General features: G+C 70.4%; 14 protein-coding genes and 1 riboswitch. Of the genes, 4 read left to right on the top strand and 10 right to left on the bottom strand.

From position 1 onward, the window contains the following. From IJH84_RS25315 to IJH84_RS25295, 5 genes are all read right to left on the bottom strand, one after another. Window positions 1-273 (bottom strand): carbonic anhydrase (locus IJH84_RS25315; RefSeq protein WP_295149838.1); only part of this gene is annotated, 273 nt, incomplete at its 3' end. A 137-nt stretch (window positions 274-410) separates the two neighbouring features. Then, window positions 411-1,247 carry an ABC transporter permease gene (locus tag IJH84_RS25310; protein WP_295149836.1) on the bottom strand — a complete coding sequence of 279 codons (837 nt, stop codon included), beginning with the start codon at window positions 1,245-1,247 and terminating at the stop codon, window positions 411-413. 5 nt (window positions 1,248-1,252) lie between these two features. Continuing rightward, the gene (locus IJH84_RS25305) at window positions 1,253-2,185 is read right to left on the bottom strand and encodes an ABC transporter permease (protein WP_295149834.1); all 933 of its coding nucleotides are present in this window, start codon (window positions 2,183-2,185) and stop codon (window positions 1,253-1,255) included. Window positions 2,186-2,214: 29 nt separating this feature from the next. Then, the gene (locus IJH84_RS25300) at window positions 2,215-3,735 is read right to left on the bottom strand and encodes an ABC transporter substrate-binding protein (RefSeq protein ID WP_338597537.1); all 1,521 of its coding nucleotides are present in this window, start codon (window positions 3,733-3,735) and stop codon (window positions 2,215-2,217) included. An 84-nt stretch (window positions 3,736-3,819) separates the two neighbouring features. Continuing rightward, a riboswitch (cobalamin riboswitch) is annotated at window positions 3,820-4,007 on the bottom strand. Between the two features lie 92 nt (window positions 4,008-4,099). Further along, entirely contained in the window at window positions 4,100-4,858 is a 759-nt protein-coding gene (locus IJH84_RS25295; protein WP_200072234.1) for a DUF899 domain-containing protein, read from the bottom strand. Window positions 4,859-5,093: 235 nt separating this feature from the next. Between IJH84_RS25295 and IJH84_RS25290 the strand changes: the two genes are divergently transcribed. Beyond that, window positions 5,094-5,582 (top strand): GNAT family N-acetyltransferase, encoded by a 489-nt coding sequence (locus IJH84_RS25290; protein WP_200072233.1) that lies wholly within the window; start codon window positions 5,094-5,096, stop codon window positions 5,580-5,582. Between the two features lie 3 nt (window positions 5,583-5,585). Here IJH84_RS25290 and IJH84_RS25285 read toward each other — a convergent pair whose 3' ends face one another. From IJH84_RS25285 to IJH84_RS25270, 4 genes are read right to left on the bottom strand one after another with little or no spacing between them, the layout of a single operon-like run. Further along, a complete protein-coding gene (locus IJH84_RS25285) occupies window positions 5,586-5,822 on the bottom strand; it encodes a hypothetical protein (protein WP_200072232.1) in 237 nt (78 codons plus the stop codon). Between the two features lie 14 nt (window positions 5,823-5,836). Then, entirely contained in the window at window positions 5,837-7,528 is a 1,692-nt protein-coding gene (locus IJH84_RS25280; protein WP_295149830.1) for a sodium:solute symporter family protein, read from the bottom strand. After that, on the bottom strand, window positions 7,525-8,166 hold the full coding sequence (locus tag IJH84_RS25275; RefSeq protein WP_295149828.1) for a nucleoside/nucleotide kinase family protein: 642 nt from the start codon (window positions 8,164-8,166) through the stop codon (window positions 7,525-7,527). The genes IJH84_RS25280 and IJH84_RS25275 overlap by 4 nt, the downstream gene beginning before the upstream one ends. Continuing rightward, window positions 8,163-9,041 (bottom strand): sugar phosphate isomerase/epimerase, encoded by an 879-nt coding sequence (locus IJH84_RS25270; RefSeq protein ID WP_200072229.1) that lies wholly within the window; start codon window positions 9,039-9,041, stop codon window positions 8,163-8,165. Before IJH84_RS25270 ends, IJH84_RS25275 begins: the two co-directional genes overlap by 4 nt. A 154-nt stretch (window positions 9,042-9,195) precedes the next feature. On the opposite strand from IJH84_RS25270, the gene IJH84_RS25265 reads away from it, so the two are divergent. From IJH84_RS25265 to IJH84_RS25255, 3 genes are all read left to right on the top strand, one after another. Then, window positions 9,196-10,377, top strand: a complete 1,182-nt coding sequence (locus IJH84_RS25265; protein WP_295149825.1) for an ROK family transcriptional regulator — start codon at window positions 9,196-9,198, stop codon at window positions 10,375-10,377. 241 nt (window positions 10,378-10,618) lie between these two features. Then, complete coding sequence (locus tag IJH84_RS25260) at window positions 10,619-11,374, top strand: SDR family oxidoreductase (RefSeq protein WP_295149822.1); 756 nt, start codon at window positions 10,619-10,621, stop codon at window positions 11,372-11,374. 97 nt (window positions 11,375-11,471) lie between these two features. After that, window positions 11,472-12,341, top strand: a complete 870-nt coding sequence (locus tag IJH84_RS25255; protein WP_295149819.1) for a LysR family transcriptional regulator — start codon at window positions 11,472-11,474, stop codon at window positions 12,339-12,341. 114 nt (window positions 12,342-12,455) lie between these two features. Here IJH84_RS25255 and IJH84_RS25250 read toward each other — a convergent pair whose 3' ends face one another. Further along, window positions 12,456-13,643 (bottom strand): FAD-dependent monooxygenase, encoded by a 1,188-nt coding sequence (locus IJH84_RS25250; RefSeq protein WP_295149817.1) that lies wholly within the window; start codon window positions 13,641-13,643, stop codon window positions 12,456-12,458. Window positions 13,644-13,864 lie beyond the last annotated feature (221 nt).

Below are 13,864 nucleotides of genomic sequence, written 5' to 3'. Positions count from 1 at the left end.
CTCGATGCTGCCCAGCGATTCGGCACCGGCGACGTGCCCGGCCGTGCGCACCACGAACAGATCGCCCAGCCCCCGATCGAAGATGATCTCAGCGGCGAGCCGCGAGTCGGAGCAGCCGAACAGCACCGCGAACGGCCGCTGCCCGGAGGCCAGCGAGGTGCGCAGCTCGGCGTCCTGGTTCGGGTGCTGCGGGGAAGCTTCCACGAAACGGCGGTTGCCCTGCACCAGCAGGTCGTAGGCTTCGGCTGGGGTGGCGGGCGCGTCGTCGGACATGGCCAGCAAGCTACCTGAGCAACGGCCCTGCGCACCGTGTCAGCGGTCACGATCGGCCGTGTTCGGTCACGGAGATTCGTCCGGTTCCACCGCGCGTTCGCGTCCGTATCCGCAACGTGCGGGCGCGGACACGTGCACTACATCGAGTCGGCGCGGACGGTCTCGCCATGCCGGGGTATTCGTGACCGGTGGTGGGTCGAGCGGCGGGTCGCGATGTGCTGGTCGACGACGAGGTTGGTGCCGGTGCACAGGGCGACCAGGAGGCCGGCTGGGACCAGCACCGCGCACGGTTGCAGGAACAGGGCTTCGCGGTTGCGCTCCACCAGCACTGCCCAGTCCGTGGTGCCCGGGTCGAGGCCGAGTCCGAGGAAGTTCGCCGAGGCGATCAGGTACAGCACCAGGCTCAGTCGGCTGCCCGCGTCGACGGCTATCGGCGCGAGCGCACTGCGTCCGATGTAGCCGAAGTGGATGCGCCACCAGGATTCGCCCTGCATCCGCATCGCTTCCACCGCGCCGCGGCGGCCCGCGGTGAGCGCTGCGCCGCGCACCAGCCGGACCACCGCGGGCAGTTGCAGCACCACGACGGCGATGATCAGCGCGGCCGCGGTGCGTCGCCCGGTCGCGGCCAGCACCATCAGCACCAGCAATCCCGGCATGGCCAGCACCAGGTCCAGTGAGCGGGTGAGTGCGCGGTCGATCCAGCGGTGCGGCTGGCCGACCGCGCCCAGCGCGAGCGGCACTCCGACCACATAGGACAGTGCGAGTGCGGTTCCGGCCAGCGCCAGCACCGAACCGCCGCCGGTCAACGCGAGCGAGAGCACGTCGCGGCCCAGCACGTCGGTGCCGAGCAGATGGCTCGCATCCGGCGGCAGCAGCGGTGCGCTTTCGGAACGCACCGGGCCGACCAGCAGCGGCCCGAAGAACGCGGCCAGCACCGGCACGATCACCAGCGTCCAACCAACCGCTTTCGCCACCGGCCTCATCGCGTCTCCGCCCGGAAGTGGCGGGCGGCGAGGTCGGTGACGAGGTTGACACCGATCGTCACGGCCGCGAACACCAGCGCATATCCTTGCACCGCAGGAAGATCGCGGGCCTTGACCGCCTCGACGAAGCCCGATCCGAGGCCGGGCAGCGCGAACAGCGCCTCGATCACCACGACTCCGCCGAGCAGACCGTCCACAGTGCGCGCGAGTTGCTGCAACACCGGTCCGACCGCGTTCGGCAGCACGTGCCGCAGCACGACGGCGCTTTCGGAGAGCCCGGCGCGGCGCACGTGCGTGGCGAACTCGGATCCGTCGGCGGTGACGACGCCGGTGCGGACCTGCCGCGACAGCGCGCACAGCTGCTTGCCGACCAGCACGGCGACCGGCAGCACCAGCACGGCGGGATCGCTCAGCAACGACCAGCCGGACAACCCGACCGCGGTGGCGGGCAACAGGCCCGCTTGCACCGAGAGCACGCCCACCAGCAGCAGCGCAACGGCGAACTCCGGCACCGAGTTCAGCAGCACCACCGCGAAGTTCACCGCCCGGTCGAACTTCGAGCCGGCACGAAGTCCACTGAGGACACCGGCGGACAGTGCCAGCGGCAGCACGACGGCCAGCGTCAGCAACGCCAGCACCAGCGTGGTGGCCGCCCGCTGGCCGAGCTCGGTCGCCACCGGAATGCCGGTGCGCAACGACGTCCCGAGGTCACCGTGCAGGATTCCGGCTGCCCAGCTAAGGAATCGCTGCCCCAGCGGCTCGTCCAGACCGAGCCGTTCCCGCAGCGCGGCGACCTGCCCGGAATCGGCCTGCTCGCCCAGCAACACCACCGCGGTGTCGCCGGGAAGCAGTGCGGTCAGCGCGAAAACGGCGACCGCGACGATCGCGATCTGGCCCAGCGCGATGCCCAGCCGGGTTGCGAGCAGCACCGCTCCCCTGCCGGGTGCGGCGAGCGCGCTCAACCCGGGCTCACCCGGTCGAAACGCGCCCAGTCCAGGGAGTTCGGCGGCGCTGCCCGGACACCGGTGACGCCGTCCGCGGTCGCGACGTTCCAACCGCTGAAGCCCCACACCAGCATCCCGCTCTGCTCCCGGGCGAGGCGCTGCGCCGAAGCGAGCAGCTCGGCGCGCCGCTTTTCGTCCGCAGTGGACAGTGCGCGGTAGTAGAGCGCGTCGAACTCGGGATTGCGGTAGCCGGTGTAGTTGTTGTTGCCTGCGGTGGAGATCATGCGCTGACCGAGGAAGGTCGGCAGCGGAAGCGCGGCCGTCCGGCTGTGCGCGGCGACGCCCTGCTTCTTGATGTCCGAGTAGTAGGTCTCCGAAGGCATCATCCGCGGCGTGACCGTCATGCCGATCTCGCCGAGCTGCTGGCCGATCAAGCTCGCCGCGGACTCGAAGTACGGATCTGCGGTGCTGGTGCGCAATTCCCAGCTCAGCCCCTCGGCCCCGGCCTGCCGCACCAGCGAGCGCGCCAGTTGCACGTCCCGCACCGGTTCCGGCAGATCACGCGGGTAGTAGCGCAGCCCCAGGCCGAACAGGTCGTTGCCGACGCGGCCCTTCCCGCTCAACGCGATGTCCACCAGCGCACGCCGATCCACCCCGGCACGGACCGCCTGCACCAGCCGTGGATCCGCGAACGGCGGACGGTCCACTTTGAGCAGAACGGCCTGCATCGTGCCGTGCGGCTCGGAGAAGACCCGCGCGCGCCCGTCCTGCTCCAGCAGCCGAACCGAGTTGGCGCTCACGTCGTGCGCGTAGTGCACCTGCCCGGAAAGCAGCGCGGTCACCCGCGCGCTTTCCTCCTCCACCGGCACGAATTCCAGCTCGGCGGGCACCGGCGGGCCGGACCAGTGCTGCTCGTTGCGGGCGAACACAGCCGGGCCGCCCGGCTGGAAGGACACGAACCGGAACGGTCCGGAACCGACGGGTTGCCTGAAGTCAGTGGTCCCCGCGGGCACGATCTCGGTGCTCGGCGCGCCCCACGCCGCGGGGAACTCGAAGTTCGGGCCGCCGAGCACGAGTTCCAGCTCGGTCGCCGATAACGCCTTGCTGGCGGCGAAATCGACGTCGGCGAAGTGCGAGCGCGCCTGCGCGCCGGTGCTGCGGTCGGCGATGCGACGGTAGGTGTAGAGGACGTCATCGGCGGTGACCGGCCGTCCATCGTGGAACTTCGCCGGGCGCAACCGGATCCGCCAGCGGGTTCCGGTCGCGTCCGGTGCCCACGACTCGGCCAGCCGCGGGACCACGCTCATGTCGTCGGCGTAGCCGACCAGCGTGTCGAACAGCGCTTTCGCCCTGGCCTGGTCCACGAACAGCGAACCGGTGTGCGGGTCGAGGGATTCGGTGGTGCCGCCCGCGGGGAACGCCACGCGCAACCGGCCCGCGGACCCGCCCGAACCGGTGCAGGAAACCAGCGGCACCGCGGCGAACGCGCCCGCGGCCGCGGCGAGCAGCCGCCTGCGGCCGATCACGGCGCTCACGCCGGTCGAACGGCGGCAGACGTACCAGGTGCGGGAACGGCGCTCGGGCGCACGGGAAACCTCCTCCGGGGCTCCGCGACCCCGTCGAATCTGCTGCGACGGCGCCAGTCTCCTGACTCATGGATCGACGCTCCGCCCGGCCTTCCCACCGAGCACCGGCAGTGGCCCGAGTGGACGGAACTCCCCATTCACAGTGGCGGGACCGCGCCGGATTCGCACCGGGCTTCCTGCGCACCGTCGCAATGGACTGCGCGACAAGCTTTCAAGGCGGATCAGGTCTTGTCAAGAAACCACCCGGCTGCTGCGACGGGTGTTACGCCGCCCTTCCTGAGTCCTGGGCGGCGTCGCGCGCACGGTCACCGGGTCAGTACTCGTCGTGGTAAAGGACTCGATCGCTGCCCGCCGGGGCGCCGTATTCGGTGGCGCGGCCCTTCGGTTCCTCCCACTCCTCCTGGCGTCCGAGCGGGGTCAGGTCCAGCAGGCTCGTGGTGCTGCCGAGCCCGTCCATGCCGCGTGCGTAGGTCGAGTAGGTGTGGAACACCGCGTCCCCGTCGCGCAGGAACACGCTCAGGCCGGGCAGCTCGAACGGCTGCGAGTCGCCGAGGTAGTAGCCGACGCCGGCCTCGTCGAGTTCCTGCTTGCTGCGGTAGTTGTACTCGATCGGCCGCACCGACTCGTCGTGCGTCACGTGGAAGTCGTGGTTGAACCGCGTGCCGTTCGACGAGTACCAGGGCACCGTCCAGCCCATCCGGCGCTGGAACGGTTCGATCTTCTCCCACGGCGCGCGGGAGACCGCGACGAGGTTGGTGTCCCGGGCGCGCAGGTGCGTGAGGTCGCCGAGCTGGTCCACGAACGCCGAACAGCTCGGGCAACCGGTGTCCCACTCCGGGTCGAACATGAAGTGGTACACGACGAGCTGGCGGCGGCCGTCGAACAGGTCGGGCAATCGCAGCTCACCGTCCGGGCCGTGGAACCGGTAATCGGACTCGACCCGCACCATCGGCAACCGCCTGCGGTCGGCGTTGAGCGCGTCGCGCGCCTTCGTCGCGGCCTTCTCCTGCGCCAGCAGCCGCACGCGCGCCGCGCGCCACTGCTCCGGCGAAACGATCTCGGGCAGATTCATCGTCGCTCCCTGTCGAACAAGTGCCTACGCAGGGGTGGACCGATGCCGGTGGCAAAACTCATCGGACCAGCTGGCCGAAGGCTTGCCGCGAAGAGCAGCATCCAGCCCCGATCAAGGACACTTGTTCCGGAGTGTAACGATGTCGTCACTTTCGGTACTCACTGGAAACAGCGCGGCGAACCGCCGTTGCCAGCGCAGGAGTGGATCGTGATTCCGGCGGTGCGATGATCGGCACATGTTCATCCGGGAAGCAACAGCCGAGGACTGGCCGCTGATCTGGCCGTTCTTCCACCGCATCGTCGCCGCGGCCGAGACCTACACCTACCCGCCCGACATGAGCAGCGCCGAAGCCCGGCGAGCCTGGCTGAGCCCGGCCCCGGACCGCGCGACCGTCGCCGTCGCCGACGGCGGCACGATCCTGGGCAGCGCGCACATGCAGCCGAACCGGCACGGCCCCGGCTCGCACGTGGCCAACGCCAGCTACATGGTCGACCCGGACCACGCCGGACGCGGCGTGGGGCGGCGGCTGTGCGAGGAGAGCCTGGATTGGGCGCGGGCGGCCGGGTTCCGGGCGATGCAGTTCAACGCGGTCACCGAGACCAACACCGGTGCGATCCGGCTCTACGAGTCCCTCGGATTCGAGATCATCGGGACGGTGCCGGAAGCGTTCCACGATCCCGCGCGGGGTTACGTCGGCCTGCACGTGATGCACCTGCGGTTGTGAGCATCACTGCGCTGAGGTGTCCTCCGGGCGCCCCTCGCCGCGGCCGAACCTGGCCCACAGCAAGAAGAAAACGCCCAGCGCGAGCATTCCCGCGCCGGTCCACAGGTTGATCGGCAAACCGCCCGACTTCGCCAGATCCGCCGGACCGTCGAACAACCCGGCCACGCCGAGCGCGATGCCGTAGATCACGAACACCGCGCCGATCAGCACCCGCAGGTCGAAGATCCGCCGCTTCGGCATCGCACACCTCCGCTTCAGTAGACGAGCACCAGGCCGACCGACATCAGCACGACCAGCCCCAGCGCCAGCGAGCCCAGCACGGCCGGGGACTGCCACCACACCGCGCGCTCCCGCGGCCGCCGGTCCCGCAACGCCCACACCAGACCGGTCAGCTCGCTGTCCGGTTTCGGCCGGGTGACCAGCGAGACCAGCACCATCACCGCAGCGTCGACCACGAACGCCGCGATGGCGCTGTAGAAGTTGACCATCTGCGCGTTGATGGTCTCGCCGCTCGGATCCAGCACCCCGCCCGGGTAGAAGTACGGGATGGAGTAAGCCGTCCAGTGCATCCCGGCCGCGGCCGCCGTGCCGGTCACGATGCCCCAGAACGCTGCCCACGGAGTGGTTCGCTTCCAGAACAACCCGATGATGAACGTCGCGACCAGCGGCGAGTTGAAGTACGAGAAAAGCAGCTGGATGTAGTCCTGGATGTTGCTGTACCCGGCGGCGATGAACGCGGTGCCCACGCTCACCGCGATGCCGATGACCGTGACGATCCGCCCGACCTTGAGGTAGTAACCGTCGTCGCGCCCGCGCACCACGTACGGCTTCCACAGGTCGTAGGTGAACACCGCGTTGAACCCGCTCACGTTCGCGGCCATGCCCGCCATGAACGCCGCGAGCAGTCCGGTCAGCGCGACGCCGAGCACCCCGTTCGGCAGCAGCCGCCCCATCAGCTCCGGGATGGCGTCGTTGTAGGACGGGCCACCGGGCTCGCCCAGCTTCGGTACCAGCACCAGCGCGATCATGCCGGGCACGACCGTCAGCAGCGGGAAGAACATCTTCGGGAAGGCGCCGATGATCGGAGTGCGCCGGGCCGCGGAGAGGTCCTTGGCCGACAGCGTCCGCTGCACCTCGGCGAAGTTCGTGGCCCAGTAGCCGAACGAGAGCACGAAGCCCTCCCCCATCGCCAGCCCGACCCAATCGCCGAGCGGGTTGGTCCACGAGCCGACCCCGGTGCCTTCCCAGGTGCGGAACAGCGCCGGGTCGGCGATCCGGTCGTAGAGCCCGTCGAACCCGCCGACCTGGTGCAGCCCGATCACCACGATCGGCAGCAGCCCCGCCAAGATGATGAAGAACTGCAGCACCTCGGTGTAGATCGCGCTGAACAGCCCGCCGAGGGTGATGTAGGTGAGCACGAACGCCGCGGACACCACGATCGAGATCCACAGCTGCCAGCCGAGCAGGCTGCGGATCACCAGTGCCAGCGCGAACAGGTTCACCCCGGCGATCAGCACCTGGGCGATCGCGAAGATCACCGCGTTGAGCAGGTGCGTCGGCCGGTTGAACCGCCTGCGCAGGTATTCCGGGACGCTGTGCACTCCGGTGTCGTAGTAGAACGGCATCAGCACGACGCCGAGCACCACCATCGCCGGGATCGCGCCGAGCCAGTAGAAGTGCACCGCCGCGACGCCGTACTCGGCGCCGTTGGCCGCGTTGCCGAGGATCTCCAGCGCGCCGAGGTTCGCCGAGACGAACGCCAGCCCGGTGATCCACGCGGGCAGCGACCGCCCGGACAGGAAGAAGTCCGAGCTGGTGCGCACCGCGCGCCGCGCCAGCACGCCGATCACCACGACGATGCCGAAGTAGAAGATCAGGATGCCCCAGTCGAGGGCATTGAGCTGCAGCGTCCCGGCCGCCGCGGCGGATAACGCTGCGGTGCTCACCGCCGCTCCGGCTGCGGCGCGATCTCCACCTGCACCACCAGATCCGCCCGGTGCTTGCCTTCCTGGACGAGTTCGGCGTTGCGCTGATCGACGGCCATGGCCCATTCCTCGGCTTCGTCCGGGGCCATGCCGAACAGCACGTGCCGGGCGATGAGGCCGTTCAGCCGCGTCTCCTCATCCATCTCCGCGTACCAGACCTCGTCGCACAGCGCGGGAATCTCCGACCACGGGGAGCTGTCGACGAGCAGGTAGTTGCCTTCGACGACGACCAGCTGCGCGGAGTCCGGGATCGGGATGCTGCCCGCGATGGGCTCTTCGAGGGAGCGGTCGAACGTCGGCGCGTAGACGGTGCCCGGTTCGGTGCGGACCCGCCGCAGCAGCGAGACGAAACCCGCGCCGTCGAAGGTGTCGATCGCGCCTTTGCGCTCGCGGCTGCCGAGCCGCTCCAGCTCGGTGTTGGACAGGTGGAACCCGTCCATCGGCAGGTAGGCGGCGACCGGCCCGAGCTCGGCGACGACCCGCTGCGCCAGCGTCGACTTGCCGGCGCCGGGCGGACCGGCCACGCCCACGATCCGCCGCTCGCCCGCACCGGCCAGTTCCACCGCGCGCTCCAGCGCGGCCTGCTCCCCAGCGCTCATCGCAGACCCGCCGCGCGCAGCTTGTTGGCCATGAACTCGCGCGCGTGCTCGGCCAGGTCCGCGCTGTCGGACCACAGGTTCCGCCAGATCGCCAGGTCGTGCGACAGGCCCGGCGCCACCACCGCGGAGGAGAAGCTTTCGAACGTGATCGGCCCGGTGTAGCCGATGTCGGCCAGCGCGTGGAAGAACGCGGTGAAGTCCAGATGCCCGGAGCCGAGGTAGCCGCGGTGGTTCTCCCCGATGTGCACGTACCCGAGGCGGTCCCCGGCCCGTCGCACCGGCCGCGACAGATCGTCCTCTTCGATGTTCATGTGGTAGGTGTCCAGGTGCAGCTTGAGGTTGTCCGCACCCACCTCGTCGAGCAGCGCGAGGCCCTGCTCGGCGGTGTTGACCACGTTGCTCTCGTAGCGGTTGACCACTTCGAGCCCGAGCGTGATCCCGGCGTCCGCGGCGACTCCGGCGACCCTGCCGAGCCCGGCCACGGCGTGCTCGCGCCCGCGCGGATCCAGCGGCCGGTCGTACTTGCCGAGCGCGCTGTAGAGGGCACCGGCGAAGTACTCCGCGCCGAGATCGCCCGCGATGCGCACGGAATCGGTCAGCAGCCGCTCGCCGCGCGCGGAGACCTCCGGGTCCGGCGAGGAGATGTCCGCGTCGAACGCCAGCCCGCGGGAGCACACCAGCGCCAGCCCGGTCTGCTCGGCGGCCTGCCTGGTGCGCACGACATCGAGGGATTCGGTGTCGTGCAAGGAGATTTCCAGCAGGTCGTAGCGGGCGCGCGCGGTGGAGCGGATCGCGCCGAGCAGCGACTCGGGATCGGTGCCGCCCGCCCACACCAGCGCATGAACGCCGAGCGGGTTGCGGGGTGGTTCGGTCACGTTCGCCTCCTGCGGTCGGCGGTCCCGGGTCGCGGCCGGTCCCGGTCGAGGCAGAACCTAAACGACTTATGACTGATATTCAAGCAAAAGAAGCGCGTTCGGTGCGTTAAGCTCCGGCTGCCGGACAACCGGGTCAGCAGCGGAAGGAGGCCGGATGCCGCGCACCATCGATCGCGCCGCCGCTTCCGGGCCCGGCGCGATCCTGCACCTGATCCGCACCGACGCGGCCAGCACCCGCGCGCAGCTCATGCGCCGCACCGGCCTTTCCCGCTCGACCGTGGCGCAACGGCTCGACGCGCTGGTGCGCGCCGGCTACATCCGGGAGGTCACCGCCGAGGAGTCCACGGGCGGGCGCCCGGCCGGGATGTTCCGGCTCAACCGCGACGGCGGTGTGCTGCTCGCCGCCGCGATCGGCGGGCGGCGGCTGCACACCGCGATCACCGACCTCGCAGCAGCGCCGCTGGCCACGCGCACGGCGCAGCGGGACGTGGGCGAAGGACCGGAGCCGGTGCTCGGGACGGTCGCGGAGCAGTTCCGGGAGATGCTGGGCGAACTCGGCCACGGCGGCGACGCGGTGCGGGGCATCGGCATCGGGGTGCCCGGGCCGGTGGAGTTCGCGGCGGGTCGCGTGGTGTCCCCGCCGATCATGACCGGCTGGGACGGCTACCAGGTGTCGCGGTTCTTCGCTCCCGAGTACGACTGCCCTGTCACCGTGGACAACGACGTGAACTGCATGGCGCTCGGCGAACACCGCCTGAGCTGGCCCGGCGAACCGCACCTGCTGATGATCAAGGCGAGCACCGGCATCGGCTCCGGCCTGGTGCTCGGGGGTGCGGTGCACCGCGGTGCGCAGGGCTCGGCAGGCGACCTCGGGCACACCCCGGCGCGCGAGCCCGGTTCGGCGCCGTGCCGGTGCGGGAACCGAGGTTGCGTCGAGGCTTCCGCGGGCGGCTGGGCGCTGGTGCGCGACCTGCGCGAACTCGGCAAGGACGTGCACACCGCGGAGGACGTCGCCGCGCTGGCTCGCACCGGCGACCTCGAAGCGCGGCAAGCGATCCGGACCGCGGGCCGGGTGCTGGGGCAAGCCGTCGCCGACGCGGTGAACCTGCTGAACCCGTCGGTCGTCGCGATCGGCGGCGCGCTGGCCGAGGCCGAGGAGCACCTGCTGGCCGGCGTCCGCGAGGTCGTCCACCAGTGCGCCACCCCGCTGGCCACGCGCGACCTGCGGATCGTGCGCGGGCCGCTGGGCGGGGACGCCGGCATCGCCGGCACCGGCTGCATGATCGCCGACGAGCTGTTCTCCCGGGAGTCGGTCGACCGGGTCGTGCTCGGCTGAGATGCTCTGCGCCTGATCGGACGCCGCGGGTGCACGCGCCGGCACCGGGACCGACCACAGCGGACGGAACTAGCAACACCGCTGCGATGGCGTCCGGTACCGAGCTTGGTCGCCGGGTATCCAAGTCTTTTGTGGACTCACCCGGAACTGCTGTTTCCCAGTGCCCGCGGCGCCCGCATAAGGTCGCTCGCGGAGTCGGAAAAGCGGCTCTGATCAGCATTGACGCCTGAAGGGAGCGGCTATGGCCGAGCGGGATCTGCAAGGCAAAGTAGCGCTGATCGGCGGCGGCGCCAAGAACCTCGGCAGCCTGGTGGCGACCACGCTGGCCGCCGCGGGCGCGCGGATCGTCGTGCACTACCACAGCGAATCCTCCGCCGACGACGCGGAAAAGACCGTGCAGGCGGTCAAGAACGCCGGGACCGACGCGGTCGCCGTGCAGGGTGACCTGACTCGGGTCAGCGAGGTGCGGCGGTTGTTCGGCACCGCGGTGGACGCCTTCGGCGGCGTCGACGTCGCGGTGAACACGACCGGGATGGTGCTGCGCAAGCCGATCCTGGAGACCAGCGAAGAAGAGTACGACCGGATGTTCGGCATCAACGCCAAGGCGGCGTACTTCTTCATCCAGGAAGCCGGGCGCCGGATCAACGACAACGGCAAGATCATCAGCCTGGGGACTTCGCTGCTGGCGGCGTTCACCGACGGCTACTCCACCTACGCGGGCGGGAAGGCTCCGCTGGAGCACTTCACCCGCGCGGCTGCCAAGGAGTTCGCCGACCGGGGCATCTCGGTGAACACCGTGGCTCCCGGGCCGATGGACACCCCGTTCTTCTACCCGCAGGAAACGCCGGAGCGGGTCGAGTTCCACAAGTCGCAGGGGCTCGGCAACCAGCTCACCCAGATCGAGGACATCGCCCCGATCATCGAGTTCCTGGCCACCGAGGGCTGGTGGTTCACCGGCCAGACGCTGTTCCCCAACGGCGGCTACACCACTCGGTGAGCTCGCGAGCGGGGCGGCGGATGTTCGGGGAGCCACCCGCCGCCCCGCGTTTCGCGGCCGGGATGATGGTCCGGCGCGGCGAAAGGGGGAAGCACCGGTGGACCTGCACAAGCTGGAACATCTCGTTGCGGTCGCGGAGGAAGGCGGTTTCACCCGCGCCGCCGCGAAGCTGCACATCTCCCAGCAGGCGCTGTCCACCTCGATCCGCGCCCTGGAACGCGAAGTCGGGGTCGATCTGCTGAGCCGGAACCACGGCGGAGTCACGGTGCTGCCCGCCGGACAGGCGTTGCTCGACGACGCGCGGGTGCTGCGCGGCGTGGCGCGTTCGGCGCTGCAGCGCGCCCGGCGCATCGGCCGCGGCGAGACCGAACTGCTGCGCATCGGGCACACCCCGGCCGTCACCGGCGACGAGATCACCGTCCTGCTGCGCAGGGCGCACGACGCCAGACCCGAGTTGGGCACGCAGGTCAACCAGCGCTATCCGGAGGAGTTGACCGGCAACTTGCTCGCGGGCGAGCTCGATCTGGGGCTGTGCCGCGCGATCGTTCCCGAGCACGGGCTCACCCGCAGCACGCTCGTCCAGCAACGGCTGCACCTTGCCGTGGACGCGGGGCACCGCTTCGCCGGGCGCGAGCGGGTCGAGCTTTCCGAACTCGCCGCGGAACAAATCGTCGTGTGGGGCCATCCCGGGCAGTCCGCGTACACGGATCTGCTGATCGAGCACTGCAGGCGGGCCGGTTTCGAACCCCGGATGCATCGAAACCCGATCCAGGGCACGCCGCCGGTGACCGCCGTGCTCGGCACCGACCACGTCGCGTTCGTCACCGCACCGCTGGGATCGGCCGCGGACGGGCAGGTCCGGGTGGTCGAGGTGCAGCCCGCCGCGCACGTGCCGGTGCAGGCGATTTGGCCGCAGCACACCTCTTCCGACGCCCGCGACGCCTTCCTCGACGCTTTCGCCGAGTGACCCGCCGTCCTTTCCGGACTGATCGGGCTCTTCCGGAACGGCGGGAACTTCACCCCGACAACTCGGCCGACGGAGCTCTTCACGTGCGGGCCGCGACGACGGTGCGGGAGTCCCTCACCCCGGAAGTCGCGGGGGGATCCCGGCGTCGTGGGAGTGGATCCACGACAGCATCGCGGGCAGTTCTGAGTTCAGGGCGCGGTCGCGGGCTTCGCGGCGCGGACCGTCCGGCAGGTGCAGCAGCTCCGAGGCGACCCACGAGCTGCGTTGCACATTGCGGGTGCGCGCACGGCGAACCCGTTCGTAGGCGGCCAGCGCCGCGGTCCGGTCGGTGTGCCCGGCGAGCAGGTCGGCGAGCGCGATCGCGTCCTCGATCGTCTGGTTCGCGCCCTGCCCGTGGTGCGGCAGCATCGCGTGCGCCGCATCGCCGAGCAGCGTGATCCGGCCGCGGCTCCACCGCCCCAGCGGTTCTTGCCCGAACAGCGCCCAGCGCTGGTGCAGCGTGGTGGCGGTGACCATCTCGACGACACCGGGGTGCCAGCCCGCGAAGAACTCGGCGATCTCCGCTCGGGACGTGGCCATGGTCCAGGTCGGCGAGGTCCACTCGTGCGGCGCGTCCACCACGGCGAGGAAGTTGACCACGGAACCGTCGCCGATCGGGTAGTGCAGCACGTGCGCGCCCGGTCCGGTCCAGTACTGGATCGCGCCCGGGTCCGGCAGCTGCGGCATCTCCGAAACCGGGATGAGACCGCGGAATCCGCTGGTGCCGGAGTAGACGGCCGGGTCCTCGGTGGTCACGAGACTCCGCACCTGCGAGTGCACGCCGTCCGCTCCGACGACCAGGTCCGCCTCGGACGTGCTGCCGTCGGCGAAGGTCAACCCGACCTTGTCGGCGCCCGGCGTCAGCTCGGTGATCCGGCTGCCCAGCCGCACCTGCTGCGGCCCGCAGGCTCCGGCGAGAACGCGCTGCAGGTCGGCGCGGTGGATCCCGTAGAAGGGCGCGCCGAAGCGGCGTTCGTAATCCTTCCCCGCCGGATGCGCGGCCAGCCGCCTGCCGTCCTGCCAGTGCCGGTAGATCAGCTCGGTCGGTTCCGCCGAGCACTCCGCGAGCTGATCGCCCACGCCGAGCCGCCGCAGCAGCTTCGTCCCGTTCGCCGACAACGCGACCGCGGCGCCGACTTCGCGCAGCTCGGGCGCCTGCTCGTGCACCTCGGCGCGGATTCCGCGCCCGCGCAGCGCCATGGCCAGGGTCAGGCCGCCGATGCCGCCTCCGACGATGGCGACCTGCGGCTCGTGCTCCGTCACCTCGACCTCCCTGATCTTGTACCGACCGGTACATCGACAGGGCCGACAGTAGATGTACCGATCGGTACGGTCAAGGTCCGGCTCCGCTCCCCGAACAGCAGGATCGATCCGGGTCGGCGGACCGTTCGCCCGCTCTCACCGGTCGAGCGGTCCGCGCACTCCGCACGAGCCCCCGGCGGGTGCGCTGGAAGACCCAGAGGCGCAGCAGCGCGAATCGGCTG

Origin of the sequence: Saccharopolyspora sp. (assembly GCF_017434145.1) — a bacterium.
Classification (GTDB): Bacteria; Actinomycetota; Actinomycetes; order Mycobacteriales; family Pseudonocardiaceae; genus Saccharopolyspora_C; species Saccharopolyspora_C galaxeae.
Note: the sequence above shows the minus strand (reverse complement) of the source record. Positions and strands in the feature narration are given on the sequence as shown.

Coding starts and splice junctions, on each gene's coding strand:
- IJH84_RS25290 (WP_200072233.1), top strand. CDS start 5,094: ATGTTCATCCGGGAAGCAACAGCCGAGGACTGGCCGCTGATCTGGCCG.
- IJH84_RS25285 (WP_200072232.1), bottom strand. CDS start 5,822: ATGCCGAAGCGGCGGATCTTCGACCTGCGGGTGCTGATCGGCGCGGTG.
- IJH84_RS25275 (WP_295149828.1), bottom strand. CDS start 8,166: ATGAGCGCTGGGGAGCAGGCCGCGCTGGAGCGCGCGGTGGAACTGGCC.
- IJH84_RS25295 (WP_200072234.1), bottom strand. CDS start 4,858: ATGAATCTGCCCGAGATCGTTTCGCCGGAGCAGTGGCGCGCGGCGCGC.
- IJH84_RS25265 (WP_295149825.1), top strand. CDS start 9,196: ATGCCGCGCACCATCGATCGCGCCGCCGCTTCCGGGCCCGGCGCGATC.
- IJH84_RS25260 (WP_295149822.1), top strand. CDS start 10,619: ATGGCCGAGCGGGATCTGCAAGGCAAAGTAGCGCTGATCGGCGGCGGC.